Genomic DNA, 25,452 nt, shown 5'->3' with positions numbered 1-25,452 from the left:
TATGCGACGTGACTATTCAGTCGTCTCGATATACTCGCGAACCGCATAGAATCCCGCCGCATAGATGCCGAACGAAAAGATTCCGATCGAGAAGATACCAATAGCAAAGACTCCCACGGAGAATATCCCTGCAGCAAATATCCCGACCGAGAACATCCCGGCTGAGAGGACGCCAACGCTGAAATTCCCGGCAGCAAGGTATCCGACTGCGGATGGTCCGGCTGCAAGAACGTCGAATCCGGCGACCGTTTCGACTCCCGCCACGACGAGGATCAGGGCTATGAGAAGGAGGCCGATAACGACCATTCCAGTGAGGTCCTTCCGATCCATGGTCATATGCAGTCGTTTTCGGTCGTCCTACTTCATATTCCTCGACTTTCCCACCGTTTGGGAAGTAGCGACTTACAGCGCCGCGCTCGCGACAAGTTTCATTCTATTGATCGTGCGCGTGGGTGGAGTGTTCTTGGAACGGTCCGATTACTCCTCATCAACCGGGAGTTCGCCATCGATTTCGACCTCGAACAGCCGGGCATTACAGCCGTTGCAGGTGGTTGCCACCACGTTGTAGTCGTGACAACAGGAGCTGACGACCTCCAGGGAGAGTGTGACTGCGCCGTGACAAACCGGACACCGATCGAGGAACAGTCGGAGCGCACCGAGCAGTTCCGCCTGCATTGCCAGCGGGCGCTCGTGCCACCACGAATCATACTCGGGGATGACGTCGGCCGCTGTGACGTCGGCGAGACAGGCGGCACGCGATTCCCAGTTTGCGACCTGTTCTCCCTCGTACCACACTTGGAAGGCGTTCGGATCCTCGATAAGTTCGACGTCGTCGACGTCGAATTCCCCGAGAGCCGCGATCCGTTGAATTATTTCAGTCTCGACGGACATATCTGCGATCCCGATATCGTCGATCGCGATCCGCCAGGCGCGCTCGAAGGCGGGGAGTAACTCCAGATCGTCGGGACTCTCGATCACGATTCCGGCGTCACGAAGCTCCGCATCCGGATCGAACGGACCGTCGATTCGAACGGGATCATCCTTTCCGAACGCCGTCAGCACCCACCGCGGGAGGTGTCGTTTCGTCAGAGTCGGCGTTCCCGGAACGAGATATCCGTTAAAATAGATCACGAGAAGCGACCCGCCGAGTATCGATCCCCCTGCGATGGCTGCCCACGAGACCCCGACAATAGCGGCGGCGACGGTGCCACCGGCTGCGAGTCCAGCAGCGAGAGCCACGTTAACTACGGTACATGGGAGACACCGATTCGCCCCCGTGTAATCGGAACGTTTCCAACTCGATACCGTTGCAGAGCCTCGGGTCATCCTGCCGATGTTAGTGCGCTCAGCGCGTAGTTAGGTGCAACCTACCAGTTCCCGTAGGAGGTTACTGCCGGTCCTGGAGAGAACGGGTTTCGCCGTCGAACGCGGGAACGATAGTACGTGTTTATGCTAACTCATCTCCATTATATCTCCGAGAGATTGATCAATGCAAACGATAGACATACAACTACCAAGAGACGAGCAGGAGTGCGAAGCGACGAGCGTCCTGCGAGATCGGGCCTTCGAGACGTTATCGAACCCCCGACGACGCCAAGCCTTGCGGTATCTACGAACGTATGAGGATGATGGACCCGTTCTTATTCGAGATCTCGCCGAGCAGATCGCGGCGTGGGAAAACGACGTTCCGATCGTGGAGGTGACGTACAAACAGCGCAAGCGTGCATATACGTCGCTGTATCAGTCACATCTCCCGAGACTACACCGATATGGGTTCATCGAGTACGACGCTGACCGCGGGACGATCGAGTTAGCACCGCAAGCCGAACAGCTCGATATCTATCTGGAGGTCGTTCCGAAGAATCACCTTTCCTGGAGCGACGTTTATCTCGGGACTTCGGCGGTTGCTGCGGCGTTCGTCACGGCACTTTATTTCGGGATAATACCGTTTGTATCCAGTTGGCACACACTCGCGTTTTTCGTAGTCCTGTTCACCGGTCTGTCGCTCGTTCACACCGTCCAGATGAGACGGAATCGGATAGCCGAGCAATAGCCGAACCCGACGTCGGACGAATCGCTAGGTATGCTGTCGTCCCGTAGACGGCTGAGAAATGACGCTATTCGTCAGTTTCACTGCTGTCCGTACTATCGGAGGAGTCCCCGTTGTCGTTCGAGTTGTCTCCCGATCCGTCTCCGTCGTCGGTCGATCCACCCTCGGAGGTGGTACCACTGGTGGAGTCGTCGTCCGCCGAGGAACTGCTGGTGTCCGAGGTGGCGCTGTTATCATTGATCGAGGAACGATCCCCGTCCGAGGTGGAGCCGTCGTCATCCGAGCTTTCGTCGTTCGAATCCGCTGTATTCGTATCCTCGGACGTGCCCTCCGTCTCGTCACCTTCCGAGTTTTTTAAGCTATCAGCCGTTTCCGTATCGTCCTCGGAATCATCCGATTCGCCGCTGCTCGAGTCAGCACCATCGCCACTGTCAACGTCGCTTTCGTCATCGGGGTCACTCGGTCCGGCAGCCTCGTCATTCGCCCCGCTATCGCTCCCATCGTCGGTCCCGCCGCTGTCTCCGTCGGTGAGGTTGTTCGTGTCGTCGTCAGACGCCTCGGTGTCATCGCGATCGGAGCCCGTTTCGAGAGAGTCCTCCGGTTCGTCACCGGTGTCGGCGTCCGATCCACGTTCGGTTTCTGATTCCGTTTTTGTTCCGTCGTCCATCACCGAAATCGAGTTGTTCCCGTTCTCCGCCGATCCGGAGCGAGCAGTCATTTCGCCGTCGAGATCGGTCGGTTCTGGCGACCCGCCGCTTGAAACACTTCCGTTCGTTTCGGGAGCGCCCGTCCCGTGTATTGGGGCGGCAATCGACTCGTTTTCGATCGTCGGATCGGGATTCATTTGCTCGATCGGTTCGAAGGTCTCGACCGTCGAGAAACTCCCGGACACTGTCTCCGAGTCCGAAAACAACGCGGCGGTTTGGAACCCGCCACCGACGGTCAACGCGAAGACGACCACGAGTGCAACGGGAATAGCACCGGCGCTCAGTTGGGTCATTCGTCCACCGACCCGTCGCCGTCCGCATCCGGTAACGGTCCCGAGACTGGTGATCCTGATACAATCCCACCGTCCGCTGCGGGCCGCTCCGACTCGGATCGTTCCGGTTCGGGCTCGGCGGACATCGGCGCGTCCCCGTTCCGTCGGCGAGCGGTCACCAGTAGTATCGAGAGGGCGACGAGCGATATCGTGCTGCCGACGGCGACCGCGATCGTTATTTCGGTTAGCCGGACGGTTGCAATATACCCGCTATAGAGGGTGAGCGCGACGAGTGGAGCGAACGCACCCTCGAGCGTCCGGGTGGTGATCATGAACTCGTTGACGTCACCGGCACTGGCATCGGAACTGGCGGTGTCGTCGGGCGTCCCGTGGGTCGTTTCCCTTTCTGCGAATTCGCCGTCGGGACCCACCGTGATCGAGCGCCGCTGAAAGAGCATCCAGAGTTCCGAGACGACGAACAAGCCGATGGGAAGGGCGACGAGTGCGACGAAGCCGTATGGCGTATTGGTGAATTGAACGACGTAGCCGATGTACGGGATCGTCAGTATCACCGTCCCGATCACGTTGTCAGCCGGCACGAACGAAGCGTCGATATCGCTGTTTGCGTCTCCCTTCGTCTCGAAGGCCACTCCATCGACCCCCTCGACGACGGTCGTCACTCGGTGTGTCACCGGGACCTCGTTGGTTCCGCGGGTGAACGTGATCACGTCACCTTCGACGATCGTCTCCGGATCACGGTCGGCGACGATGACGACGTCGCCCGGCGCGATGGCGGGTGTCATGCTTGCGGTGAGGACCACGAAGCTGTGGTCCGCGCCGACGGTCATTGGGACCGCATATATCGCGAACGGGACGACCAATGCTATCAACAGCAGTACACCGCCGACGTTGAGCGTTCGTTTGAAATTCATGCGTTGGGTACCTCACAGATCGCGTTTCCGGCGGTGTCGGCCGCCTCAAGCACGGTCAGACTGTGGAGTCCGTCAGTGATGACGAGCCCCGGCCCGAACGGTTGTGAACAACTGGTGTGGAACTGGCCGATCGTCCCGCCTCCCACGAGGACGTCGACGTCCGCGCGGCCGGACGGTGGCAGGGACGAAACGAAGGTGTCCCCCGGATCAAGCGTTCCCGCGAACAGATCGCTGCTTTGGGGACTGTTTCCGCTCGTTCCCTGTACCAGTTCGACGAACGCCTTGTCGGGGCCGTCGTACTCGAAGGTCGCGTTGGCGATCCGGTCGCTGCCGTCTCCGTCGCAGGGGAGACAGTCCTCGAACTCCTCACACGGTGGCGTCCCCACGAAGGGATTCTCGCCGTTGGTCGCATCGAGATGGCGACATTGTTCGGCAAAGAATTCGAACTCGAAGCTCGTCCGTTCGCCCGCCACCGAATCCGGCGTTTCCATCGGAAGATCCCACTCAATATCGAGTTCGGCCGTCTCACCGGGGGTCGTACAGCTTTCCCCGAGTGACGTGCCGCCACGAAGCGAACGCTGAACCGCGGAGAGCGTTCCGGATTCGATCGTGACGTCATCGTATCTGAGAGTAACGACGAGTGCGTCTCCGAGTCGATCGATGGCGGGTGGACAGCCACTTCGGAGCCATAGCCGAGCTGGGTTCGTCACAATAGAGATGGCGAGCGTTTCCGTACCGTTGTCACCGCGATCGATGCCCCCGAGCGCGAACGAGACATCGTCACCGTCGACGAGACAGCGCTGACAGTCGACATCGATCGATAGCGTCCCGGAGCGGATCGATCCGCTGAACGATTTTTTACTGGTGAGCAACGCGTAGGTTCCAACCCCGCTGACGGCTCCGACAGCGCCGACACCGCCGAGCCCTGCGAGGACCTCGCGTCGGGAGATGTTGGGTGATGCCATCTCAAGCACCTCCCTCGAAGGGATTCGTCGGATCGTCAGCGTTGGTCACCACGAACTCCAGGTCGAAGAGCGTCGACGTATTCTGGAGATCGTTGCCGACATCAACCGGGAGTGTCCATGCGAGGGCGACACAGATCCGGTCACCGGGGTCTATCCGTCCATTATCGAAGATCCCCGGATTGATCTCGATACCGTCCGCTAACGCTCCCGGATCGGCAAGTGTGGCGTTCTCCGGTGTGATCGTATCGATCGGCATTCCGTTTTCAGCCCCCTGACAGCCGCCGATCCCGAAGATCCCCGTATCGTACCACATCCGTATCCCGATCGCCTCGCTCAGTGGCCCGCGTCCACGTTCGAGTCGCATCCATATTCGACCGCTTTCGGAGTCGGAGTTGACGAATAGCCCGACGCTGAGCGTGCCGCTATCCCCCGGGAGAACGTTACTGACATCGACGGCGGGATGATCGGCAAGGACGACTTCGACGTCGTCGATATACTCGGCAGTCGAATTGAACTCCCACTCGTCGCCATCCGTCGGTGATCCCGAGCGGAGGTCGCCGTTGTACGTGCTGTACCACCCGACCAGGATCGCGGGGCCGTGTGTCTCGGCGAGAGTATAGTTCGTATATCGGGTGTCGGGGCCCGCCGTCGACACGCCACGGAATCGCAAGAATCCGTACGCACCGACCCCTGCAGCACCGACACTCGTGAGTACGCTACGACGGGTCGGATCTGAGTACCGTTGTTTTGACATTTGGGTTTCTCCCCGAATCGGCTGCGCACGCCGAACTGTGGACAGACGCCGATTCGGTTGCTGTCAGTACTATTGACGCAGAGCGACGTATCCATGCCCCACCTACCGGATACGGTAGGGGACACCACCCACTGCCAAACGGGACTTCGAGCCGCAAGGACGAGGCCGTCGACGAGTGGTGGGGATTCGAAGGACCGGTTCCGCAGCACCGTCTGAACACGTGACTCCGCAGGGAGGGAACCGATCCTCTAGGAGGCGATCTCGGCGTCCTCGGCGTCGTCAGGAGCCTCGAACGGCGAGACCGGATCCGGGTTGTGCCGGCACTGTTCCGCGTAGAACGACAGATCGAAGGCAACGCTGTCGCCTTGCACCTCGTTACCGACGACGGTCGAAAGAGTCCACTCGAGGGCGATAAACCGCGTGTTCGATGGCTCAAAACAGACGGGTGTGTCCTCCGGTGGTTCTTCCGGAACCACCACGTCATAACAGAAGCTGATGTGGCTGACGCCGTATCGTTCCGTCTCGGTTCTAAATGGTGCGCCGAGCCCGTCTCCGAAGGCCGCAGTGAGATAGCCGTCGCCATCGCTATCGGCTCGCCGACAGACGTTTCCGTCGGCTCCGCCCTTCACGATAACCGCGCTCACCTCGAATCCCGAAAGCTGGAAGTCGAACTCACGGAGATCGCCGCCGCCGACGTCGGTGGCCGCGATCGTCACGTCACCGACCGGCGTCGAATACGTTTCCGACTCGCCGATGGTCGTCGGGAGATCCTCCGACTCGATTTTGATCGCCCGAAACAGACCGAAATCCTCACATGTGGGATTACGGGGAACGACTTCACAGTCGTCCTCCGTGAGCGTGATGCCGTCGAGTTCGGTCGATTCGTTCGGATCGGGAACCCCCAGGTCCGGAGCGGGATCGTATGCGAGGAGCACACCTTCGTTCAGCATCGTAAGGACCTCCCGGAGGGAGCCACCGATTATCGGCGTCTCTCCGACGTCGAATACGTTGTTTCCGTTGGTGTCGTACCACGCACGAGCCTGGATCTCATCCGCGAGTTGAGCCCCGTCGCTTTCGGCGTGACCACCATCAGTCTCGTCGACGAGATCGCCGTTGAGCCAGATGTATCCGGGGTTATCACAGAGCTTGATCCCGAACGTCACTTCGCCGGAGTCCCCTGGTTTCACGTCATCGAGTTCGATTAGTGCGTCGTCGTTTGGATCGAACGACGGGTCCTCAAAGGTCGCGATTTCCGCACAGGCGAACTCGAGATTCGTTCCGGCTTTTGCGGCTTCCTCGGGATCGTCGTAGGCGCTGAGATCAGCGTACTCGTGAACGCCGTTGTCGCGCTCGAACGACTGCAGGCCGTTGCCGTCGCCATCCGGATATGCGTTCACGAACGGCCGCTCGGCGTCGCCGTAATCTCCCGGTCGAGTCGCTTGCGGACCACCGTAGTACAACTGTTGCCAGGTAACGCTTAAATCGAGTTGACCGGCGGTCAGCGTGTTGTTCTCGAACGTTTCGTCGTCGCTGAAGTACGCCGTCGTTCCGAGTCCCGCACCCGCGGAGGCAACGCCGATGGCGCCGAGGCCGGCGAGCACTTTACGACGGGAGAGGTCGTGTAAGTTATTTTCGTTTGTCATTGGTTTATGAGTGATATCTGTATGGTGTCAAGGGCGGAACGCAGCGACGGGTTTAGGAGCTCGTCGTGGTCGTCACGTTCGTCGTGTTCGTGTCCTCCGACTCCTCGAACGGCGCGTCGTTGTGGCGGCTCTGTTCGGCGTCGATACCGATGTCGAAGGCGACCGAGTCGCTTTGAACCTGGTTGCCGACTTCGTATGGCAGCTCCCACTCGAAGCCGATACACTGGGTCGTCGCGCCTGGGTACGGCTGGACGCCCTCCTCCTGACGGTTACCGTCGAGGAGGAGACCCTCGGAAAGCTCGGCGAAGACGTCGGACATCGTGCCCGAGATGATCTTCTGTTCGCCCTCGAGAACGATCTGGGCGATCTCGGCGTAGACGGTATCGAGGTCGGCTGGGTCGGGTGCGACGAAGGCATCGTCGGGTGAACTCGCGAGACTCTCGAGCAGGCTCGTGTTCGCGCTGCCGAGTGCCACGGTAAAGATGCGGATTCCTGCGTTCTTCGCGTCGTCGGCTGCTGCGATTGCGGCGCTTTCACTCGAGTTTCCGTCGCTCAACAGGATCATCACCTTGGACGCGCCGGGAGTGGCGTAGGTCCCGTTGAGGAGTTCGTCTTCACCCTCGATGATGCCGGCAGCGATAGACGTACCACCACCGGCAGTGTACGCGTCGATCGCGTCCTTGACGAGCTGGTAGTCGGTCGTGAGCTCCTGATCCGTCGTCGCGCTAGAGTTGAACGAGATCGCAGCAGCCTCGTCCGGCGAGGAGAGGTTGTCAACGAACACCGTGGCCGCAGTCTTCAGCGAAGAAAGCGCCGATCCACTCATCGAGCCGGAAACGTCGCTGACGAGCGCGACCTCCAGTTCGTTCTGTTCGCCCGTGCCGGTCGGTTCGTAGACGTTGTCGCAGTCTTCGTCGTACCAGACGCAGACCTCGATGGCGTCGGCAAGTTCACCGAGCCCGTCGGAATCCTCGCCTTCGGCTTCCATCTCGGATTCCGTTTGGCCGTTCTCCAGGCTCTCCGTGAGCTCACCGAACAGTCGGAGGTACGCCGGATTGTCACAGATGTGGAGACTGATCGTCACCTCGCCGGAGTCACCGGGCTTCACGTCTTCGAGCGTGAACACCGGAATGCCGTCACCGTTGACGAGGTATTCGTCGGCTTCGGCCGAGCAGAAGTCGAACTGTTCGCCCTGGACGAGGTCCTCCCAGGCCTGCATGTCGGCGGGGCTGGGAGCCTGATCGAGGAGGTACCGTCCGTCGCCGAGATCTTCGGCGTCGGAGTAGCCCATCGCCACGACATCGTCAAGGCGGCCGGGGCCGCCAAGGTAGGTCGATTTGTAGTCAAGCTTCAGATCGAGGGTACCGGCGGTCAGCGTATTGTCATCGAACGTTTCGCTGTCGCTGAAGTATGCGGAGGTACCGAGTCCCGCGCCTGCGCTTGCGACGCCGATGGTGCCGAGGCCGGCAAGCACTTTACGGCGGGAGAGGTTTCGTAGTTGTGTGTCTTCTTCCATGTTGTTTGTGTGTTATTTTGCTCGCACCCGGGGCAGTCCGGGCGAGTGTTACAGGTTATTCGACGCTGATGTCGAACGCGACGCCCTCGTCGTTCCCGGGGTAGTCGCCCTGGACGTCGACGGTCACGTCACCGCTGACGGTGAACGCGTTCGCGACGTCGGCCGCGTCGGTATCGAGGACGAGGTAGGTGATCTCGCGGTCGGGTCCGTCGTCGTCGTTGGACGCCGAGACAGCGTCGGGACCGCCAAGAGCCACCGGAGTGCCGTCCAGATCCAGCGCGAGGTTCGCGACCGAGATGCTCGCCTCGTCAGCTTTCGTCGTGATCCCGAGTTTGCCGTTCGGATCGGGAATGGCGCTGGCGACGTTCACGCCGTCGAGGGTGAACGATGCGTTGCCGCTGCCGTCGTACGAGTAGCTGAACGGAACAGTATCACCGGGTGTCCAGACGTAGTTGGCCGTGTCAGCGCTCCCGACGTCAGGACCGACCGCGACTTCCCACGCGCCTGAGGGACCGTTATCGCCGAAGCGACCGCGGGCGAAGGAGGTCTCCTGTTCGGTGGCGAACTCCTGTTGCTTGGCGAACCCGTCGCCGGTCCGGGTCGTGATCGTCGGCGTGCAGGGATTGGTCGTGCCGTCGTTGTGGCGCGACTGGAGTGCGTGGAACTCGAGATCCATGGCCAGCATGTCGGACTGGATCTCGTTGCCGACGGAGGTCGGGATCTCCCAGAACAGACACACGCACGCGCCCGTGAGGAAGTTCCTTTCTTCTTCGACCTCGACGACCGTGTCGTAGGGGGATTGCTCGCCGGGTACGAGACCAGCGACGCCGTCGCCGTCAAGCGCCGCGCCGCTGGAGATGGCCGCGAACACGTCAACGAGCGAACCGGAGACGATTTCCTCACCCTCGACGAGGTCCTCCTCGCTGACCTCACAGTAGACGAGCCGGGCCTCGATGCTCTCGGCGAGTTCGCCGAGATCGGGGGTGTCGTCGACCGCGCTTTCGGGGTCCGTGATCCCGTTTTCGTCCTGCATCAGGTCCCCGCACACCCACATATAGGAGGGGTTGTCGACGATCTCGAAGCAGAACTCCACCTGGCCGGAGTCCCCCGGCTTCACGTCTTGGAGGTCATAGAACATCGCGGCCGCTTCGCCGTCCTGAACGCCCATGGCGGTGTCAGCCATGTTCTCGACGGCCCCGTCGCTGTCGTAGGATGCCTCGTAGGCGACGCGGAGGTCGAGTTCGCCTGCAGTGATCGTGTTGTTCTCGAACGTTTCGCTGTCGCTGAAAAACGCCGTGGTACCGAGTCCGGCACCCGCGCTTGCCACGCCGATGGCGCCGAGTCCGCTGAGTACTCTTCGTCGCGACAGGCCGATCGGATTCGTGTTGTCGGTAGTCATTGTGGTATCTCCGAACTGTCCGGCCGGAGCCGGTGGACATCCGTCCCAGTTCGGCTGATTCATCCGTGGAGAGCTACCGATGTAGTTACGACCTACCAGCCGAGTGTCAAACGTTCCAATAGCAGTATCTGGCGTTCAAACCCTCGATTTCACCCGTTTGCAGGCAGTATAAGCCGGGGATTCTCCACACCCTACCGTCAATCGATGACGTCCAAATTCCTGATTAGGTCCGATTATGTCGGAACATTAGAACGGTAGGCACCGGAACCCACTTCCGGTAGGCGGGTCGTGGTTATGCCCTCGCCTCGCCATCCTCGTGTATGCTCAAAACGCGGTCTCTTCCAGAGTCGGTCGTCTATGAGATTCTCGCCAATCCACGTCGGCGAGGGACGATCAAACATCTGACGGAGACTACGTCGGGCCGAACGGTGTCGCTTCGAGACCTCGCGACGGCGATAGCTGCCGAGGAGACGGGAGAGTCACCGCCCCCGCGTTCGTGTAAAGAGAGCGTATACAACTCATTACAGCAGACGCACCTTCCGAAACTCGACGAACTCGGCATCGTCGAATACGATCGTGGGGCACGAACGGTCAGCATCCGTGACTCCGCTCGAGAGATCGATCGATATATGGAGCTTATGACTCCCTACGGGCTCACGTGGGGTGAATACTACCGGACGATCGGTATCGTCTCGCTCGTTTCGGTCGTCGCATCGCTTGCGGGGATTCCCCTCGTCGACGCCGTGGATCCGCTGTTGTGGGCGAGCGGCTTTCTCGTCGTTTTCGTGGGGTCGACCCTCTATCAGCTGTGGTCACTTCGATGGTATCTCCGACAGCTCATCGTTGGATCGTCGGCACCGACGAACTAGGGGCCGTGCTGTCGACGAGTCACCCACGTTCATTTGCAAGTGAACAGACGACGACGTTCGAAAGTGGACGGACGACGACTATTGGTGTGGCTCCGGTTGTGTTCTCTCCATTGCTCCGATCATGTCCGACGTGTGGTCACCCTCGGAACAACCGTACCACCTCGTCTTCGACGCTCGGTTCGGTCGCAACGACGTATGACTGACCGGCTTCCAGAACCGTTTCAGCCCCCGCCGTGGTGTCCCCCTCCGAATCCGAAACGATCAAGCTCCCCTCCGGGAGCGCAACGTCGGTGAGCAAGCGTCCAGCCACCGGAGCCTGTTCCGTCACCTCCATGACGAGGATTTCGAGGTCACCGATCATATCCTCCAGGGCGCGGACGCCCGGATCCACCGCGTTAACCGCCGCTCGGGCACCCGATCGTTCCGGAAAGATCGTCGCATCGACGAGGTCCGCGTACTCGTTGGTATCCTCCTCCGTTCGGCGCATCACCGTTCGGATCGGTGCACCGTACCGTTCAGCAGTGAGACATGTGGCGAGATTCGTCCCGAGATCCGCGGTAAGCGCTACGAGAACATCCGTCTTTGAAAGTCCTGCTTGCTTGAGGATCGATGGCTTCGTCGCATCGCCCTCGATCACCGTTGCCACGTACTCGTCGGCGATCCGGTCGCTTCGAGCTGGATCGCGTTCGATCACGATTACGTCATGCCCGCGGTTATCGAGCGTTCGGGCTGTTCGGAGTCCGACACGACCACCGCCAACGACGACGATTCGGAGATCTTGTGTTGTCATGTGTGGGCTCTGGAGCTAGTCGTTTCCCGTCAGTTCCGATCCGGATACCGATTCTCCCGATTCATCGATTGGATTCCGCCGCCGACCCCCGTATCCAGTCCGGTCGAGAGCGTAGTACACGATGGCACCTAATCCCAGCCAGCCAAGTGCCAGGACGCCAGTCAAGGGATCACGAACGAGCAAGAACCCGCCGATGCCGATGTTGAAGACGATCCCGAGGATCGGCGGAATGGGATAGTACGGCATCTCGTAGGGACGGTTCATGTTCGGTCGCTCCCGCCGAAGTTTGATCACTGCCGCGTTCACCAGGACGAACGCGAGCAAAAAGAAGAAACTCGACAGATTCCCGACGAGTTGGATCGGCAAGAAGACAACTGAACCGAGCATCACTGTGGCACTGGCAATGACCGCGAGTGACGGCGTCCCGAACCGGTGGTGGATCTGCCCGAGCCGGGACGGAAACAGCCGATCACGACCCATGGCGAAGGCGACGCGACTTGAGGCGATGACCACTGCGTTCAGTGCCGTGAACGTCGAGAACACGGCACCGAACCAGATCAGCGTGGATCCGGGACCGAGGATCGGAATCTCGGGCATGAACGATCCGGCTGCGCTGGCGATCGCGATCTCACCCTGTTCCCCGAGTCGTTCGGCACCCAGTGTCCCAACCGATATCGTCACGACCGTGAGGTAAACGATGACCGTCCCCGTCAACGAGAGGAAGATCGCTTTGGGAATGTTTTCGCGTGGATTCTCGACCTCTTCGGTGACCGTCGAGATGAGGTCGTATCCTTGAAACGCGATGAAGGTTAGTCCCATCGCCGGAATGATCGCAAACAGGCCGTCCGGGGCCACGGGCGTGAACTCGCCGGTATCGATGGCGAAGGCTCCGAACGCCGAGAAGACGACCAGGATGCCGACCTTGATGATGGTTCCGGCCGTTTCAGCAGCCCCGCTCGCAGCCGTCGATAGCACGTTTAACACGATCAATAACGCGACGATAGCGAAGGCGTAGACGACGGCCCACGACGTGAGCCCAGCAAGAACCGCCCCGTCCGGGAGCCCGGACCAGTAGATGTGGATCCACTCGATGAAGTTGGCGGCGAATCCGAGTGCGTACAGCGCTCCGGCGATCATATATCCAAACCAGAGCATCCATCCCATCTGGAACGCGATCCGGTCGGAGAATATCTCCTCGACGAACGCGTATCCGCCGCCGCTTTTCGGAATCGAACTCGACAGTTCCGCGTACGCCAATCCGGTGAATCCGGTGACGACCCCGTTGAGCAGGAAGACGAGGATTACTGCCGGCCCCGTTATTTCGGCCGCAAGACCGGTGAGGACGAACACGCCGGCACCGATCATCGCTCCCATGCCGATCATGGTGGCGTCCAGCAGTCCGAGTTCGGCGGCCGGTTCACGTGTTCCGGATTCACTCACGCATATCACGGCTACGGGTCGAAAAACTCCCGGAGCGCATTACATAGTCCCCCTGGGGAGCGAACAAAAAGGTTGTCACAATGTCGTGGATTCGCGTCGGACGCTTTGGGGGAGCGTACTTTCTTACCGCATCAAAAGAAACGTGAAATATGAACGCGACTGGCGAACCACCCGAGACCGGTCCATTACGCGTCGTGCTCGTTGGAAGCGGGAGAACGGGGCTTCGGACCGCCAGAATACTTGCCACACACGACCACGACGTCGTCGTCGTCGAACGACGAGCGGATCAGGTACAGAAGATCGCCGACGAGTACGTGGCAACGGTGATCGAGGGTGACGCCACACGACCCTCGATACTCGAACAGGCAGACCTCCAGCAGGCGGATGTCATCGCGGGGCTGACTGATACGACGGCGACGAATCTGGCGGCGTGCACGATCGCAAAACAGCGAAACCCCACTATCCGAACGGTAATGCGAACCGCACACGACGATCCCAACGAGTACGACGAGTTCGTTGACGAGACGTTCGTGCCGGAGGTTGCCGGAGCGAAAGTGGCCGCGAGCGCGGTTGAACTCGGCGTCCAAGCGCTCGAAGGTACTGTCGGTGAGATCGAAATTCTCGATATCGAAGTCGGGCCTGACACTCCGGTCGCGGGAAAAACGCTCGAGGACGTGGCACTCCCGCGCGGGAGCCTCGTTGTTACGGGAGCCGGTGGAGACAGTATCGCCGATGCCGAGACCGAACTACTCGCCGGTCAGTCCTACGTTCTTGCCGTTGACCCGTCCGTTGCTAACGAAGTCATCAACCTGTTTCGAGGATAGCGTGAGTGATCGCTTCGATTCGCTCCCGGCAGTCGGATAAGACCACAACTACCGATCACGGTAGCGAACGTAAGAGTCAACGAAGCCGTCCCCAAACGCAGCCATCTTAGGGACTCCATTCACAAGCGGCCCCTGAGGTCAGTTCTTCCGCCTCGATATATGCCGCGAGACACGCGTAATTACAAAACTGTCCTGACTGGGTGGTACGGGAGTTCGACCCTTCGTTCACGAACACCGGAGTATGTCGTTCAATATCACTTTCGCAGTACGTACATTCGTTTCCCATACGGTTTCTTTCGGACGCGAACCAATAAGTCGTTGTTCTATCACGTTATCGATCAGCTGACCGACCGGTGTGCTGCCGTCGACGCGAGCGGAGAGGACCGTCCGAAATCGGGGTGGATCGTCCGAAGACGCTAAGCCACGTGCGTCGAACACGACGTATGCGCGTCAGCGTCATCGGCGGGAGTTCGATCGACGAACGGGACGAAGCGACAGCCGAGGCGGTCGGCCGCGAACTCGCCGATCGGGGACACGTGGTCGTCTGTGGCGGTCTTGGCGGAACGATGGAGGCGGTCTGTCGCGGTGCCCGAACCGCAAGCGATCCGGTGGAGACGATCGGCATCCTGCCGGGCGATCGTCGCCGTGCAGCCAACCCGTTCGTCACGATTCCGATCGCGACCGGGCTCGGACACGCACGCAACGCACTCGTGGCGATGAACGGCGATGCGGTCGTAGCCCTCGCTGGCGGTGCCGGAACGCTCTCGGAGATCGGGATGGCAGCGATCTACGAGCGCCCGATCGCCGGGATCGGGACGCACGACGTAGGATGGATCGAGGAGACGGCGACGCCCACAGCGGCGATCGACCATCTGGAGCGGGCCGTCGAGACGTGAGCCGGTTCCGTCCTCCGAGCCGCTATCTCCCTCGGTCGCTCACCACGTTCCGTGGAACGTGTCGAACTCGATCTCGTCGAGGGGGCGCTTTCCGACCGCCGCCTCGTATTCGCCGGGAGTCAACATCGGCTTGTGGAACTGGGGGCCGTCGTCGGTCGTGATCCGGGGACAGCCCGTGTTGACGAACGCGTCGAAATCGAAGTTTCGTAGTCGATCGGGTGTGACCTCGTCCATCGTGACGAGATAGGCGTTTTCGTCCTCCTCGACGATCTCCTCTGCGGTCTCCCAGCGACCCTGGCCGATCTTCGTACAGAAGATGACGCCCCAGGTGTCGGCGTCCATGGCGCGGTGGACCGCTCCGTAGCGCTGTTTGAGGAACTTCTCGTGGTCGGCGATCGTCACGACGTTGTTCACCGGATCGGCGATCACGACGCGTTTGTCCGGATGCTCCATCGCGAGCCCGAGGGGGTGGAACTTGCCGCCGCCGACGTACAGCACCTGATCGGCGTCGATGTCGGCCGAGGCGTAGTTGCATCCGAGTACCTGTCCTTCCTTCGTGAGCCGATCGTCCCCACGGCGGGTGTGGACCTCGTAGTCGCGGGCCTCCAGCCACTCCACCATTTCATCGAATCGGTTCATGTGTTGGGCAGTGGTCACGAGTCCGACGTCGGGGTCGTCCTCAGGGTCCGCGAGTTCCTCGAGTGATTCCTCCAAGATCGCGAAGGGATCGACGTTCGAGAACAGCGGAACGTAGATGATCTGGTCCGACTCCTTCATCGGCGTGTGGCCGAAGTGGACGAAGACGTCCGTTCGCCGCATCAGGTAGGTGTCCAGATCACAGGCACCATAGCAGGGCTGCCCGGAGATCATGAACGTGACGTCGTCGGGCGCCAGTTCGCGGAGGTCGTCCGCGACTCGCGGTCCGCGGCGTTTCAGACCCTCCGGAAACTGCAAGCCGACCTTCGAAGCGTCCCGCTCCTCGATCGCGTCGATCACGCGTTCGAGTTCGTAGTCCCATTCTCGATCGTGTTTGAGGGCCATCCCCGTCTTCGTGAGATCGCCGTCCGTTGACCCGCCGCTCATACGCATTCGATAGCGCTCCACGACGGTTAAATCGCGCGTTCGAGGGGCGATTCGGCGGATTCGTCTCCATCTGCTCGATAAGGCGCTCCCTGCCGGGAGTCGATAGGCACATGCCGTCCGGGGACCAATCGGGCCCATGACTGACTTCCCGATCGAACACGTCCACATCGAACCGGACGACCCGGACGGGGCACCGGCGGCGTTCGTCCTCCACGGGCGGGGCGCCGACGAACAGGACTTGCTCCCGATCGCGAGGGAACTCGGCGACGATATCCACGTGATCAGCCTGCGTGCGCCGGACTCGCTGCAGGGCGGATACACGTGGTACGAACTCGACCTCTCCGCGGGCGGACTCGAGAAGAGCCAGCCGGATTCCGACGACTTCCGCCGGAGCCTCGATCTGATCGACGAGAGCGTCGACGCCGCGGTCGACGCCTACGATCTCGATCCGGACGGACTGGGACTGTTTGGGTTCAGCCAGGGCGCCATCACGAGCCTGAGCCTTCTTCTCGAACGCCCGGAGCGATTCGCGTGGGTGATTGCGCTGCACGGATATCTCGCGGACGCTCATACGGGCCTCGCGCCCGAAGGGGTCATGGATAAACCGGTATTCGTCGGCGGGGGAGCCGGCGATCGGGTGATTCCGGAAACGCGGTCGCGGGCGGCAGCCGAACGGCTCGAGGCGATCGGCGCGGACGTGACCTTCGAGAGCTACCCGGGCGGCCACGGCGTCGGGCGTGGGGAACTCGCGGACGTCGTCGCGTTCCTCGAGTCGAACCGGTGAGATCGCCCCCACGAGGAACGCTCCGGTTCCACGTTCCGGCAGGTTAAAACCGATTCACGCCAAACGATGAGCCATGAGTGTCGAAGAGGTCTCCGTGGAGGATCTCGGTCGCGAACTGGGCGAGCAGATCGCACAGCTCCCGGAGCACGAGCGGCTTGAGGCGGCCCGCTCCGCCGTCGAGAATGACGAGGCGGTCCAAGAGAAGATCGAGGAGTTCGAGCGCCTCCGACAGGAGTTCACGGCCGCACGCCAGACCGATCAGGCCACCCGATCCGGACTCCAGGAGGTCCAGCGAGCCCAAGAGGAACTCCACTCGATGCCCCTCATGGCGGAGTATCTGGAGGCGCAGTCGGCGCTTGCCGAACGGCTCGCAACCGTCAACGAGGCGATCTCCGAGCCCCTCGCGGTTGATTTCGGCGGCGAGGCCGGTGGCTGCTGTCACGACTGATCTCACCACCCCATCGCCCAAGCCTTTTATCCGATTCCGAGTCAGTCGCCCCATGACTCGATCCGGCCGTCCCATGACCGCCGTCGACGGAGACTGGGACCTTCCGAACCTCCACACGCTCGCTGACGTACCGCAGGCATCCGATTCAGCAAGAGCGGGAGACGCGTTTGGTGACGGTCGCTCGGTGGCGCAGGACACCGATCGTGGGGCGAAATCCACGTCGATCCGAGTGCGGATGACGACCCTCGAGCACGGATGACGAACGGCGGACGCACGGCGGACGAACGCCCCGAAACGGACGCGTTTCGCCGATAAGCAATTAACGCTGGGGATCCACTCATATAACATGGACCGGCTTCCGACGGGAATTTCCGTGCTTGATCGCGAGCTCGGCGGCGGGATCCCGAGCGGAAGCATCGTGGTTCTCACCGCACAGCCGGCCAGTCAGGCCGAGCTGTTCTTATACGAACTCACGGCAGCCCGTGGGACGTTGTACCTGACGACGATTCGCTCCGAGGAGGCCGTTCGCGATGGGCTCGATCGGACCACGACACGGATCGGGTCGCCGACGATCCGCGACATCGGCGGCGACACGGCCCTCGATCTCGATCACGCGAACGACCTGATCGGCACGCTCCCCGAGGAGGCGAACCTCATCATCGATGCAGTCGACCCGCTGGAACGCCACGAAACCTCCAGATACCGCCGGTTTCTCAACTCGCTGCAGACCCATATGATAAACACCGGAAGCGTGGCCGTGATCCACGCGATGAAGGGCCAGACCATTCCCGACAACCGGGATCTCACGGAACACGTCGCCGATGTCGTCTTCGATCTCCACACGGAGATCACGACGAACGAGGTCGTAAATCGGCTCGCCGTACCGAAGTTCCGCGGCGGCGTCGCCCTCGAGGAGCCGGTGAAGCTCAAGCTTGCCGAATCGGTCACCATCGACACGAGCCGAGATATCGCCTAAATCACCGCGACGGTCTCATTCGACCACACACCGAGTCACGCGGTGTGAAGCAATTCCGTCAGACCGATCGTCTCAGCCACCACCCACGCGACGAAGAGCCCGTAGGCGACGAGCAGCAGGTATGATTCACGATCGCTCACCGAGAGATCGGTCCGAAGCAGTGTGAACAAAAGCACCGTCGCGAGCGTGAGCACACCCATCATCGGCGCGGCCACGGCGAAATCCACCGTTACGGTGCCAACGATCAGTACCCCAGTCGGGATCGCAACGAGGAGGTCGAACGTGTTCGATCCGAGGACGTTCCCGAGACTGGTGAGGCCGTTCTCGTCCCTCGCCGAGCGGATGCTCACGAGTGCGTCCGGAAGACTGGTTGCGGCCGCGATGATCGTCACGCCGGCCAGAAACTCCGGGATCGAGAGCGTGATGGCGATCGACTCGACGCCGGCCACCAACCGTTCGACGGCGATCAGGATGGCGACCAATCCGGCGAGGAGTTTCCCCCATTCCCAGCGGAGCGCCACTCCCTCCCGATCGGGGGGCATCTCCTGATCGCCAACCTCCTGCCACTGGATGAATAGATACAGTCCATAAAGCGAAAGCGGTATCGCCGCGAGCGGCCGCGTGATCTCGCCGAGGAGTTCTGAACCTCCTGCGACCGGTACATAGATGACCGCGAGCGCGAACGTCACGATGATCGCCGAGACGGCAACCATGTAGAACTGTGCCTCCTTGTAGACGATCGCGCGGTTCGCCGCGAGATCGTCCTCGGTCGCAAGTCCTGAAAGCGCCGGGATGACGAGCACGTTGAAGATCGCCGAGCCGACGATCGCGCCGACACCCATGTCGAACGATCCGGTGAGGGAAGTGAAGATAACGCTCGAGAATTCCGGGAAGCTGGACCCGATCGCCACGACGATCGATCCCTGAATCACCGCCGGAAGGCCGTAGTATCCCGAGAGAACCTCGGCGGATTCCTCGAGCCAGCCGCTTGCGATCCAGATCGCGATCGTCGCGAGACCGATGAGGAGAACGGCCCCGACCGTCGACCCCAACAGGAGACTTTCGATCGCCATGGTCACCCGAGAAGGACGTATCCGAGGGCCACGAGTGCGACCACCGCCGTGAGGATCGCCCAGTTGCGCGCCGTATCGAGTTCGCCGTACGGACCGCCCCGCCGCGTGAACAGGTAGACGAAGTACACTCCGATCGGTGAGAGGCGAAGAATCGTCCCCGGGTCGGAGAGCGGAGAGAATCGGACGAGGAGGGTGACCACGACAGTGGCGACCGCGGCCGTCGCGGCCACCGTTACGTCCTCGCGTGCATCATCGAGATCCATACCCATGGCTGGCGCGCGATCGTTCAAAAGACTGCGGTTCCCGCGTTCACGGTGGCGGGACGACTACTCGACTGCTCGACTACTCGTCGTCGGCCTCGACGTCCTCGAGTTCCTCGGCCAACTCGTCGGCGTCGACGTCGACGTCCTCTAATGCGTCCTCGATGTCGCCGGCACCGGCACCGCCCATGCCGCCCATCATGCCGCCGAGACCGCCCATGCCACCGCCCTCGATGACCTCCTCGATGACGACGCGATCGAGGTCGAGACGGTCCATCAGGTCCTGGGCGACCTGCTGTTTCTGGAACATCCACTGCTGGTTCATCTGCATGCCCGGAGAGGCCTCGATGTAAAGGACGTCCTTTTCGACCGTCTCGGTCTCGGAGTCGCCATCTTCCTCATCGCCGGCGACTTCCTCGGTCTCCTCGACCGTCTCGACGCGAACCTCGGGCTCCTGTTCGAGGTACATCCCGAGGAGGCCCTTCGCCTTTTCGGCGCGATCCTCGATGATCTCGAGAATCTCGTATTCGTATTCGAGGTCCTCGCCCGCGAGCGGATGGTTGAAGTCGACTCGGGCGCGTCCGCCGATGATCGTCTCGAGGCGGCCCTGGCGGCCGTCGATCTGGATCTGGGCGCCCGGATAGCGCTCGTCCTCGTCGATCTTGTCGGCCTTTATCGTCTCGACCTCTTCGGGATCGTACTCGCCGAAGGCATCGGTGGCTGGGATCTCGACCGTCCCCTCATCGCCGACTCCGGCTCCGATGAGTTCACCCTCGACGGTTTCGAAGACGTGTCCCGCGCCGATCGCGATGATGCGCGGTTCGAAGTCGTACTCCTCGGTGTCGATGTCGGCCTCCTCCGCGATCTCCTCGTCGGTCGTGTCGATGACCTGGTCGTCATCGAGCGTTCGGATCGTGTAGGCGATACGGACGAAATCGCCGTCCTGCAGGCCGGTTTCGGTCCCGTCCTGCTCGTCGGTATCGGCCGCCTCGGCCTCGACGTCCTCGGACTCGGTCACGTCGGCCTCGGTGTCGTCTCCCGTCTCGTCGGCCTGCTCCTGGTCGCTCATGCACGAATCATCTCCCGTTGCACCCTTAAGGCGCACGGTTCGCCTCGATCGAGTGTGTGAGACTCCCACGGACGGAATGGGGGGGGGCGAACACGGCGGGACTCCGACCGGGCGCGAGCGTCGCCCTTTTTACGTGCGGCGACGCTCGATGGGACATGTACGAGGTCGAGTTGAAGATCCCGGTCGATGCGGAGACGACGCGATCCCGGCTTCGCGACCGCGGGGCCGAACGGATCAAGACGCTACAACAAGTTGACACGTACTACGACGCTCCCGATCGGGAGTTCGCCGAGACGGACGAGGCACTTCGCATTCGAGTCGAACGCCCCGTCTCCGGAGACGACGTGGACCAGGAGGAAAACGGACGCCTTGAGGAGAAGTCGGCACGGACCGATCAGGATTGGGAGGAGGACGACCCGAACGGGACCGATCCGGACGAGACGGCCCGATTGACCTACAAGGGGCCTCTCATCGACTCGAGTTCGAAGACCCGCGAGGAGCACGAAACCGTCGTCGACGACAAACGGGAGACGGCCGCGATCTTCGAGCGACTCGGGTACACGCCCGCGGCGACCGTCGCGAAGGATCGGGAGTATTACGCGCTTGAGGGGTACACGCTCACGCTCGATAGGGTCGCAGACGTGGGGGAGTTCCTCGAGATCGAATGTGAGGTGTCGGCAGAAAACGACGTCCAGTCGGCCCGGGAAGGGGCCGAGGAGATTCTCGGGACGCTCGGACTCGAACCGGACAACCAGATACGGACGTCCTATCTCGGACTGTTGCTCGCGGCGGAGGAGCTCCGCGATCAATAGCCGATCCTCAGCGAACGAGATACGGATCGTCGCCGGCGACGAAGCGACCGAGATCGGTCACGCGTCGGTAGTCGGTTCGCTGAAGCTCGCGAAGTCCCGCGACGAGCGTCTCAGCCTCGGAGTCCGTCCACTCGCGGGGATCCTTGATCGGGACGACGAGCCAGCCCGATCCGCGTATCTCCGTTCCGTGGAGCGCGTCCATCTCGAGGTCGATCGAGGATGCCTTCGCGGTATACTCGGTGAGGACGTGCTCCGTCGCCCGTTTCCCGACCGGTAAGAGGACGTGTGCCGCGATCGCCCGTAGCTCCGCATCGAAGAAGGGCTCCATCTCGGCATAGGAGTCCTCGGTCGGCTTGCCGTCGGGAACACACATGTGGAGATACGAGAGAAACGCTCCATCGACGACGATCGGGGCATCGTCGTCGTCCGGTGGCGTTGATACCCCGCCGTCCGGCGTTTCGACGGCAGTCGTCTCGGCTGCCGTCGAACTCTCGATCTGCGACTCCTCATCCGTCGGGAGATCGATCGAGCGGAGCAGTCCCGTTTCGGCGAGGGTTCCGAGAAACGCATCCGACCACGGCTCGCCGGTGAACGGGATGCCCAGATCCGTCCCGCCGTGGATGCCCGGATGGTCGCCGATGACGTGGAAGTCGGCGTTGGCGTCGCCGAATCCGGGGACGAACGCCGGACAGTCGGGCGTCATCCCGAACGGGTTCCGTATCCGATCCGTGACGTTCTTCACGCAGGGGAATATGCGACCGGATGTCAAAATCGGTTCGATCGCTGATCGAGAGCGCTTTTGTGTCTCGGCTCGTAACCTCGGCGCATGACGGAGCACTCCGAGGAATCCGACCCGAACGCGCGCGTGACGTCCCCGATGCAGGAGTTCGGCGGCAAGGAGGTCACAACTGGACTCGTCGTCCTGCTCGTGGGACTCGTGATCGCCTACCTCATTCCGGCGCTGCTACTGTAATCGAATCCGGGATCGGTTCCGAACGTCCCCTGGAGACGCCACGACGACTATTCGTTTCTTCGTAACCGGTTTCGTCGGCGATGGAACTCCTCTTCGTCGATTTCACCCCGGGCATATCGACGTTCAAGCGTTTCGAGGGCATCATCGGTTCCCGTCCCCGAGGTATCGCGACCGAGCAGCCAGTAGAGAAGGCCGCCGATCACGCCGACCGTTCCGAGGAGACCACCGACTAACGGAAGTCCACCACCTCCCCAGCCGCGTTGATCGGTTATCATTCCCGGACCCGTTCCGCGCTCCATCCCGGGCCCCATTCCCGGTCCCATTCCGGAGCCCGTCCTCACGGTATCAGAACTCCCGTCGCCGCCAGTGAACGTCTCGTACGGAATCGCTCCTTGGTCTACGATCGCATCACTCTCGGGGACGTCGCCATCGGGTATCTGCCCGTCCTCGGCCGGGCCGCCGGGATTCCCGACGACGATCCGACCGACCATGCCGACCGATTTGTGTGGAATGCAGTAGTAGTCGTACGTCCCCGGCGTCTCGAACGTATACTCGAAGCTTCCTTCCGAGATGGTGCCGCTATCGAAGGTGTCGACGCCCGTGGGAATTCGCTCCGGGTAGGCCGTCGCCGAATGTGCCCCGGCCTCGATCTCGAAGCGAACGGTGGTTCCCGGCTCAACGTACAGTCCGATGGGATCGAAGTAGTTGTTGCCCATCCTGACGACGGGCGTCCCCTGTGCAGTTGCTGGCTGGGAGAGTCCCATACTGGAGACTGCGCTGGCGCCAAGCACTCCCAGGAATCGACGTCGAGTAGGGTTTGTCATGTCTGGATCGTTCTCTCGTTCGTCATCCTCGCACGATCTCGATGAGGCGTCGGGCGAGCCCGGATGACTGTTCGTTCGCGTTCTCGATGGCCGTCTCCAGGTCGTCCCGGTCGACGATCCCGACGAACTCGGCCATCCGGTCGTCGTTCGCGTAGACGAGTGTCGTCGGCGTCTTCCGGACGCCGTACTCCTCGGCCGTTTGTAGATCCGTCCGGATGTCGACCTCCCGGAACTCGACGTCCGGATATGCGTCCTCGAGGCCGTCGTTTTTCTCCCGCTGTGTTGTACACGCTCCGCACGTCTCTTGGGTGAAGAGGATAACTTCGGTCATGATTCATTGTACGGTCTCGGTCCGTAATTACCTCTCCCTTCACGATCCACAGCTGAGGGCGGCCCGAATCTTGGATTCGAAAGCGGGTCGACGTGGGGAAGGGATGGCCTGGGCTCGTTGTCTCATCCGGTTCATTCGAGTTGTTCTCGTCGTCGTTCGAATTCGTCGTCCGAGAGTTCACCACGGGCGTAGCGCTCACGGAGGACCGACTGCGGTCGGTCGTTGCTCTCGTCAGTCCTGCGCTCGAATAGCGAGTAGCCGAGGAGAAGCAGCACGGCGACGAGGATCCCCATCCAGAGGAGCCCCATCAGTCCGCCGAAGAGGCCCCAGCCGCCGCCACCCATCATGCCGCCGCCGTAGCTCCCGCCGCCGTGGGCAGCAGCCGTTCCGGTCGCTGCGACGAACAGGGGGATGGCGAGCATCGGTATTCGACGAGCCATGCGTCCGAGGGTGGTAGTGATTTGTGTCATGAGTGTTGCGTGTTCGAGGGGTCAGTAGTCATTCGGGCGATCGTGTGGAGCCGGCCGGGAGCCGTTAGCAGCCGCGTGCTTGACGGTGCGTCCCGGCATCGTCGTAGTTGCCGCCCGGTCCATGGGCGTAGGTACCGCCGGGTCCACGAACGTGGTCCTCCGCAGGACCGTATGTATAATCTCCGGCAGGGCCGTGAGCGTAGGTATCGCCGGATCCATGAGCGTAGGTACCGTTAGCCATGTCCTGGGCCATCTCGTCGACGGTCACGCCCATGTGTGATTCCATCTCCTCGACGGCTTCTGGACCCATGTGGGCCTCCATCCAGGCTGCCCAGTCGGCCGCCTCACCGTCAGCCGGAGCCCCATCTGCTGCCGTCCCGGTCTCTTGCCTCGGTTCGTCACCGTGTGCGCTGGCCAAGGGAGCCGCGAACGCGAGTCCGATGATCGCAAGCGCCACGAGCAGCCAGCGTCCGAGTTTTCTGGTTGTCATTGTCGTTCTCCTCAGTTAGTCATATGCCGGTTCCGGAGTTATCCCTCTGGGTGTGAACTCACACAGGAGATCGTTCGAGAACGTCTCTAAAGCGTTCTAACCGTCCTCCTCCAGCCAGACCGTTCCTACCCGTCGAATTCGAGCAGATGGGATGGAAGATACCGTGTCTCTAGGAGTCGGACTGCTCGTTCCGGAGGTCGTCGCTTGGATAGATCCGATACGTTCGCCCCTGCCGTTCTCGGTACAACAGGCCACGCTCTTCGAGGGCACTCACGGTCTGACTCACCTTACTCTTCGAGAAGTCGGAGCGATCGCGCAATTCGATCTGCGTGATACCGGGAGAACTGAGAACGGGCGCGAGAACGCGTCGCTCGTCGTCCGGTAACAGATCGAGAACGCGCGCCCGTGGATGCGCTTCCGGATTGATCGATCCACCCATCGACGGCTCACTGGTCGCCGATCCGGTTCCGGCGACGCGTCCCGAACTGACGGGGTCGTCTTCCGACTGGTCGCTCTCGTTCGGACCTGTGATCTCCTCACGAACGAGGAGAGAGACCCCGCCGATAACGGCCGCGACGAGAACCGTTCCGAACACGTACCACAGTGGATTCGGTCCGTGCATCGTTCCCATCGACGTGTCCATCATCGAGCCCATCGATCTGTCGAGAGCCTGACGCTGCTGATACGCCTGCCAACTGAGCGCACCCCCGCCTAAGAGGACCGCTCCGATGAGGACACCAACGATGGCATCCGCTTGGCGCCGATTCATTCGGCGACCTCTACTCGATCGATCCGTTCGTTC

At 61.5% G+C, this 25,452-nt stretch carries 30 protein-coding genes and 1 pseudogene; 10 read left to right on the top strand and 21 right to left on the bottom strand.

The features are described from left to right. Positions 1 to 12: 12 nt before the first annotated feature. Positions 13 to 336: a hypothetical protein gene (locus tag ACERIT_RS12955; protein WP_373675284.1), complete on the bottom strand. Its 324-nt coding sequence runs from the start codon at positions 334 to 336 to the stop codon at positions 13 to 15. 141 nt (positions 337 to 477) lie between these two features. After that, positions 478 to 1,239, bottom strand: a complete 762-nt coding sequence (locus ACERIT_RS12950; protein WP_373675283.1) for a hypothetical protein — start codon at positions 1,237 to 1,239, stop codon at positions 478 to 480. 250 nt (positions 1,240 to 1,489) lie between these two features. Here ACERIT_RS12950 and ACERIT_RS12945 point away from each other — a divergent pair, with 250 nt between their 5' ends. Continuing rightward, a complete protein-coding gene (locus ACERIT_RS12945; RefSeq protein WP_373675282.1) occupies positions 1,490 to 2,053 on the top strand; it encodes a hypothetical protein in 564 nt (187 codons plus the stop codon). 64 nt (positions 2,054 to 2,117) lie between these two features. On the opposite strand, the gene ACERIT_RS12940 is transcribed toward ACERIT_RS12945, so the two are convergent. The 7 genes from ACERIT_RS12940 to ACERIT_RS12910 all read right to left on the bottom strand — a co-directional run bounded on the left by ACERIT_RS12940 (position 2,118) and on the right by ACERIT_RS12910 (position 10,238). Beyond that, positions 2,118 to 3,050 (bottom strand): hypothetical protein, encoded by a 933-nt coding sequence (locus ACERIT_RS12940; RefSeq protein ID WP_373675281.1) that lies wholly within the window; start codon positions 3,048 to 3,050, stop codon positions 2,118 to 2,120. Beyond that, positions 3,047 to 3,961 carry a signal peptidase I gene (locus ACERIT_RS12935; protein ID WP_373675280.1) on the bottom strand — a complete coding sequence of 305 codons (915 nt, stop codon included), beginning with the start codon at positions 3,959 to 3,961 and terminating at the stop codon, positions 3,047 to 3,049. The genes ACERIT_RS12940 and ACERIT_RS12935 overlap by 4 nt, the downstream gene beginning before the upstream one ends. Continuing rightward, positions 3,958 to 4,926: a SipW-dependent-type signal peptide-containing protein gene (locus ACERIT_RS12930; RefSeq protein ID WP_373675279.1), complete on the bottom strand. Its 969-nt coding sequence runs from the start codon at positions 4,924 to 4,926 to the stop codon at positions 3,958 to 3,960. The genes ACERIT_RS12935 and ACERIT_RS12930 overlap by 4 nt, the downstream gene beginning before the upstream one ends. A gap of 1 nt (position 4,927) precedes the next feature. Next, positions 4,928 to 5,680, bottom strand: coding sequence for a hypothetical protein (locus tag ACERIT_RS12925; RefSeq protein WP_373675278.1), 753 nt, complete (start codon positions 5,678 to 5,680; stop codon positions 4,928 to 4,930). A gap of 248 nt (positions 5,681 to 5,928) precedes the next feature. Continuing rightward, positions 5,929 to 7,323, bottom strand: coding sequence for a SipW-dependent-type signal peptide-containing protein (locus ACERIT_RS12920; protein WP_373675277.1), 1,395 nt, complete (start codon positions 7,321 to 7,323; stop codon positions 5,929 to 5,931). Positions 7,324 to 7,375: 52 nt separating this feature from the next. Beyond that, entirely contained in the window at positions 7,376 to 8,839 is a 1,464-nt protein-coding gene (locus ACERIT_RS12915; protein WP_373675276.1) for a VWA domain-containing protein, read from the bottom strand. A 55-nt stretch (positions 8,840 to 8,894) separates the two neighbouring features. Continuing rightward, positions 8,895 to 10,238 (bottom strand): choice-of-anchor W domain-containing protein, encoded by a 1,344-nt coding sequence (locus ACERIT_RS12910; protein ID WP_373675275.1) that lies wholly within the window; start codon positions 10,236 to 10,238, stop codon positions 8,895 to 8,897. Between the two features lie 320 nt (positions 10,239 to 10,558). Here ACERIT_RS12910 and ACERIT_RS12905 point away from each other — a divergent pair, with 320 nt between their 5' ends. Continuing rightward, positions 10,559 to 11,107, top strand: a complete 549-nt coding sequence (locus ACERIT_RS12905; protein ID WP_373675274.1) for a hypothetical protein — start codon at positions 10,559 to 10,561, stop codon at positions 11,105 to 11,107. Between the two features lie 136 nt (positions 11,108 to 11,243). Here ACERIT_RS12905 and ACERIT_RS12900 read toward each other — a convergent pair whose 3' ends face one another. After that, positions 11,244 to 11,897: a TrkA family potassium uptake protein gene (locus ACERIT_RS12900; RefSeq protein ID WP_373675273.1), complete on the bottom strand. Its 654-nt coding sequence runs from the start codon at positions 11,895 to 11,897 to the stop codon at positions 11,244 to 11,246. 15 nt (positions 11,898 to 11,912) lie between these two features. After that, positions 11,913 to 13,337, bottom strand: coding sequence for an APC family permease (locus tag ACERIT_RS12895; RefSeq protein WP_373675272.1), 1,425 nt, complete (start codon positions 13,335 to 13,337; stop codon positions 11,913 to 11,915). Positions 13,338 to 13,486: 149 nt separating this feature from the next. Between ACERIT_RS12895 and ACERIT_RS12890 the strand changes: the two genes are divergently transcribed. After that, positions 13,487 to 14,161 (top strand): TrkA family potassium uptake protein, encoded by a 675-nt coding sequence (locus tag ACERIT_RS12890; protein WP_373675271.1) that lies wholly within the window; start codon positions 13,487 to 13,489, stop codon positions 14,159 to 14,161. A gap of 443 nt (positions 14,162 to 14,604) precedes the next feature. Beyond that, a complete protein-coding gene (locus tag ACERIT_RS12885) occupies positions 14,605 to 15,057 on the top strand; it encodes a TIGR00725 family protein (RefSeq protein ID WP_373675270.1) in 453 nt (150 codons plus the stop codon). Positions 15,058 to 15,096: 39 nt separating this feature from the next. On the opposite strand, the gene dph2 is transcribed toward ACERIT_RS12885, so the two are convergent. Beyond that, on the bottom strand, positions 15,097 to 16,140 hold the full coding sequence (gene dph2 / locus ACERIT_RS12880; protein ID WP_373675269.1) for a diphthamide biosynthesis enzyme Dph2: 1,044 nt from the start codon (positions 16,138 to 16,140) through the stop codon (positions 15,097 to 15,099). Positions 16,141 to 16,276: 136 nt separating this feature from the next. On the opposite strand from dph2, the gene ACERIT_RS12875 reads away from it, so the two are divergent. From ACERIT_RS12875 to ACERIT_RS12860, 4 genes are all read left to right on the top strand, one after another. Next, positions 16,277 to 16,924 carry an alpha/beta hydrolase gene (locus tag ACERIT_RS12875; protein WP_373675268.1) on the top strand — a complete coding sequence of 216 codons (648 nt, stop codon included), beginning with the start codon at positions 16,277 to 16,279 and terminating at the stop codon, positions 16,922 to 16,924. Positions 16,925 to 16,997: 73 nt separating this feature from the next. Then, positions 16,998 to 17,372 (top strand): YlbF family regulator, encoded by a 375-nt coding sequence (locus ACERIT_RS12870; RefSeq protein ID WP_373675267.1) that lies wholly within the window; start codon positions 16,998 to 17,000, stop codon positions 17,370 to 17,372. Between the two features lie 52 nt (positions 17,373 to 17,424). Next, complete coding sequence (locus tag ACERIT_RS12865) at positions 17,425 to 17,631, top strand: hypothetical protein (protein ID WP_373675266.1); 207 nt, start codon at positions 17,425 to 17,427, stop codon at positions 17,629 to 17,631. An 87-nt stretch (positions 17,632 to 17,718) separates the two neighbouring features. Beyond that, positions 17,719 to 18,348 (top strand): RAD55 family ATPase, encoded by a 630-nt coding sequence (locus ACERIT_RS12860; RefSeq protein ID WP_373675265.1) that lies wholly within the window; start codon positions 17,719 to 17,721, stop codon positions 18,346 to 18,348. Between the two features lie 35 nt (positions 18,349 to 18,383). Here the strand turns inward: ACERIT_RS12860 and ACERIT_RS12855 are convergent, their stop codons facing one another. From ACERIT_RS12855 to ACERIT_RS12845, 3 genes are all read right to left on the bottom strand, one after another. Continuing rightward, positions 18,384 to 19,421, bottom strand: coding sequence for a sodium:calcium antiporter (locus ACERIT_RS12855; RefSeq protein WP_373675264.1), 1,038 nt, complete (start codon positions 19,419 to 19,421; stop codon positions 18,384 to 18,386). 2 nt (positions 19,422 to 19,423) lie between these two features. Then, the gene (locus tag ACERIT_RS12850; RefSeq protein ID WP_373675263.1) at positions 19,424 to 19,684 is read right to left on the bottom strand and encodes a hypothetical protein; all 261 of its coding nucleotides are present in this window, start codon (positions 19,682 to 19,684) and stop codon (positions 19,424 to 19,426) included. Positions 19,685 to 19,763: 79 nt separating this feature from the next. After that, positions 19,764 to 20,750 (bottom strand): peptidylprolyl isomerase, encoded by a 987-nt coding sequence (locus ACERIT_RS12845; protein WP_373675262.1) that lies wholly within the window; start codon positions 20,748 to 20,750, stop codon positions 19,764 to 19,766. Between the two features lie 155 nt (positions 20,751 to 20,905). On the opposite strand from ACERIT_RS12845, the gene cyaB reads away from it, so the two are divergent. Continuing rightward, entirely contained in the window at positions 20,906 to 21,562 is a 657-nt protein-coding gene (gene cyaB / locus ACERIT_RS12840) for a class IV adenylate cyclase (RefSeq protein ID WP_373675261.1), read from the top strand. Positions 21,563 to 21,569: 7 nt separating this feature from the next. On the opposite strand, the gene ACERIT_RS12835 is transcribed toward cyaB, so the two are convergent. After that, positions 21,570 to 22,304 (bottom strand): uracil-DNA glycosylase family protein, encoded by a 735-nt coding sequence (locus ACERIT_RS12835; RefSeq protein WP_373675260.1) that lies wholly within the window; start codon positions 22,302 to 22,304, stop codon positions 21,570 to 21,572. Positions 22,305 to 22,388: 84 nt separating this feature from the next. On the opposite strand from ACERIT_RS12835, the gene ACERIT_RS12830 reads away from it, so the two are divergent. Then, the gene (locus ACERIT_RS12830) at positions 22,389 to 22,535 is read left to right on the top strand and encodes a hypothetical protein (protein ID WP_373675259.1); all 147 of its coding nucleotides are present in this window, start codon (positions 22,389 to 22,391) and stop codon (positions 22,533 to 22,535) included. A gap of 47 nt (positions 22,536 to 22,582) precedes the next feature. Here the strand turns inward: ACERIT_RS12830 and ACERIT_RS12825 are convergent, their stop codons facing one another. The 5 genes and pseudogenes from ACERIT_RS12825 to ACERIT_RS12805 all read right to left on the bottom strand — a co-directional run bounded on the left by ACERIT_RS12825 (position 22,583) and on the right by ACERIT_RS12805 (position 25,419). Then, positions 22,583 to 23,359: a plastocyanin/azurin family copper-binding protein gene (locus ACERIT_RS12825; RefSeq protein ID WP_373675258.1), complete on the bottom strand. Its 777-nt coding sequence runs from the start codon at positions 23,357 to 23,359 to the stop codon at positions 22,583 to 22,585. A gap of 22 nt (positions 23,360 to 23,381) precedes the next feature. Then, complete coding sequence (locus tag ACERIT_RS12820; RefSeq protein ID WP_373675257.1) at positions 23,382 to 23,690, bottom strand: thioredoxin family protein; 309 nt, start codon at positions 23,688 to 23,690, stop codon at positions 23,382 to 23,384. Positions 23,691 to 23,821: 131 nt separating this feature from the next. Continuing rightward, the gene (locus tag ACERIT_RS12815) at positions 23,822 to 24,160 is read right to left on the bottom strand and encodes an SHOCT domain-containing protein (protein ID WP_373675256.1); all 339 of its coding nucleotides are present in this window, start codon (positions 24,158 to 24,160) and stop codon (positions 23,822 to 23,824) included. A gap of 190 nt (positions 24,161 to 24,350) precedes the next feature. Then, positions 24,351 to 24,650 (bottom strand): annotated as a pseudogene (locus ACERIT_RS12810) (hypothetical protein); the annotation flags it as partial. 169 nt (positions 24,651 to 24,819) lie between these two features. Then, complete coding sequence (locus ACERIT_RS12805) at positions 24,820 to 25,419, bottom strand: helix-turn-helix transcriptional regulator (RefSeq protein WP_373675255.1); 600 nt, start codon at positions 25,417 to 25,419, stop codon at positions 24,820 to 24,822. Positions 25,420 to 25,452 lie beyond the last annotated feature (33 nt).

It is taken from the genome of Halopenitus sp. H-Gu1 (genome assembly GCF_041821145.1).
In the GTDB taxonomy this organism is placed as follows: domain Archaea; phylum Halobacteriota; class Halobacteria; order Halobacteriales; family Haloferacaceae; genus Halopenitus.
This window is presented reverse-complemented; position numbering and strand designations above follow the sequence as displayed.

What these genes read in the sequence shown, in the direction of transcription:
- ACERIT_RS12870 (WP_373675267.1), top strand. Translation starts at nt 16,998, where the DNA reads ATGAGTGTCGAAGAGGTCTCCGTGGAGGATCTCGGTCGCGAACTGGGC.
- ACERIT_RS12845 (WP_373675262.1), bottom strand. Translation starts at nt 20,750, where the DNA reads ATGAGCGACCAGGAGCAGGCCGACGAGACGGGAGACGACACCGAGGCC.
- ACERIT_RS12925 (WP_373675278.1), bottom strand. Translation starts at nt 5,680, where the DNA reads ATGTCAAAACAACGGTACTCAGATCCGACCCGTCGTAGCGTACTCACG.
- ACERIT_RS12935 (WP_373675280.1), bottom strand. Translation starts at nt 3,961, where the DNA reads ATGAATTTCAAACGAACGCTCAACGTCGGCGGTGTACTGCTGTTGATA.
- dph2 (WP_373675269.1), bottom strand. Translation starts at nt 16,140, where the DNA reads ATGAGCGGCGGGTCAACGGACGGCGATCTCACGAAGACGGGGATGGCC.
- ACERIT_RS12860 (WP_373675265.1), top strand. Translation starts at nt 17,719, where the DNA reads ATGGACCGGCTTCCGACGGGAATTTCCGTGCTTGATCGCGAGCTCGGC.
- ACERIT_RS12830 (WP_373675259.1), top strand. Translation starts at nt 22,389, where the DNA reads ATGACGGAGCACTCCGAGGAATCCGACCCGAACGCGCGCGTGACGTCC.
- ACERIT_RS12815 (WP_373675256.1), bottom strand. Translation starts at nt 24,160, where the DNA reads ATGACACAAATCACTACCACCCTCGGACGCATGGCTCGTCGAATACCG.
- ACERIT_RS12955 (WP_373675284.1), bottom strand. Translation starts at nt 336, where the DNA reads ATGACCATGGATCGGAAGGACCTCACTGGAATGGTCGTTATCGGCCTC.
- ACERIT_RS12865 (WP_373675266.1), top strand. Translation starts at nt 17,425, where the DNA reads ATGACTCGATCCGGCCGTCCCATGACCGCCGTCGACGGAGACTGGGAC.
- cyaB (WP_373675261.1), top strand. Translation starts at nt 20,906, where the DNA reads ATGTACGAGGTCGAGTTGAAGATCCCGGTCGATGCGGAGACGACGCGA.
- ACERIT_RS12915 (WP_373675276.1), bottom strand. Translation starts at nt 8,839, where the DNA reads ATGGAAGAAGACACACAACTACGAAACCTCTCCCGCCGTAAAGTGCTT.
- ACERIT_RS12855 (WP_373675264.1), bottom strand. Translation starts at nt 19,421, where the DNA reads ATGGCGATCGAAAGTCTCCTGTTGGGGTCGACGGTCGGGGCCGTTCTC.
- ACERIT_RS12900 (WP_373675273.1), bottom strand. Translation starts at nt 11,897, where the DNA reads ATGACAACACAAGATCTCCGAATCGTCGTCGTTGGCGGTGGTCGTGTC.
- ACERIT_RS12825 (WP_373675258.1), bottom strand. Translation starts at nt 23,359, where the DNA reads ATGACAAACCCTACTCGACGTCGATTCCTGGGAGTGCTTGGCGCCAGC.
- ACERIT_RS12820 (WP_373675257.1), bottom strand. Translation starts at nt 23,690, where the DNA reads ATGACCGAAGTTATCCTCTTCACCCAAGAGACGTGCGGAGCGTGTACA.
- ACERIT_RS12920 (WP_373675277.1), bottom strand. Translation starts at nt 7,323, where the DNA reads ATGACAAACGAAAATAACTTACACGACCTCTCCCGTCGTAAAGTGCTC.
- ACERIT_RS12930 (WP_373675279.1), bottom strand. Translation starts at nt 4,926, where the DNA reads ATGGCATCACCCAACATCTCCCGACGCGAGGTCCTCGCAGGGCTCGGC.
- ACERIT_RS12910 (WP_373675275.1), bottom strand. Translation starts at nt 10,238, where the DNA reads ATGACTACCGACAACACGAATCCGATCGGCCTGTCGCGACGAAGAGTA.
- ACERIT_RS12905 (WP_373675274.1), top strand. Translation starts at nt 10,559, where the DNA reads ATGCTCAAAACGCGGTCTCTTCCAGAGTCGGTCGTCTATGAGATTCTC.
- ACERIT_RS12885 (WP_373675270.1), top strand. Translation starts at nt 14,605, where the DNA reads ATGCGCGTCAGCGTCATCGGCGGGAGTTCGATCGACGAACGGGACGAA.
- ACERIT_RS12945 (WP_373675282.1), top strand. Translation starts at nt 1,490, where the DNA reads ATGCAAACGATAGACATACAACTACCAAGAGACGAGCAGGAGTGCGAA.
- ACERIT_RS12850 (WP_373675263.1), bottom strand. Translation starts at nt 19,684, where the DNA reads ATGGATCTCGATGATGCACGCGAGGACGTAACGGTGGCCGCGACGGCC.
- ACERIT_RS12805 (WP_373675255.1), bottom strand. Translation starts at nt 25,419, where the DNA reads ATGAATCGGCGCCAAGCGGATGCCATCGTTGGTGTCCTCATCGGAGCG.
- ACERIT_RS12890 (WP_373675271.1), top strand. Translation starts at nt 13,487, where the DNA reads ATGAACGCGACTGGCGAACCACCCGAGACCGGTCCATTACGCGTCGTG.
- ACERIT_RS12875 (WP_373675268.1), top strand. Translation starts at nt 16,277, where the DNA reads ATGACTGACTTCCCGATCGAACACGTCCACATCGAACCGGACGACCCG.
- ACERIT_RS12940 (WP_373675281.1), bottom strand. Translation starts at nt 3,050, where the DNA reads ATGACCCAACTGAGCGCCGGTGCTATTCCCGTTGCACTCGTGGTCGTC.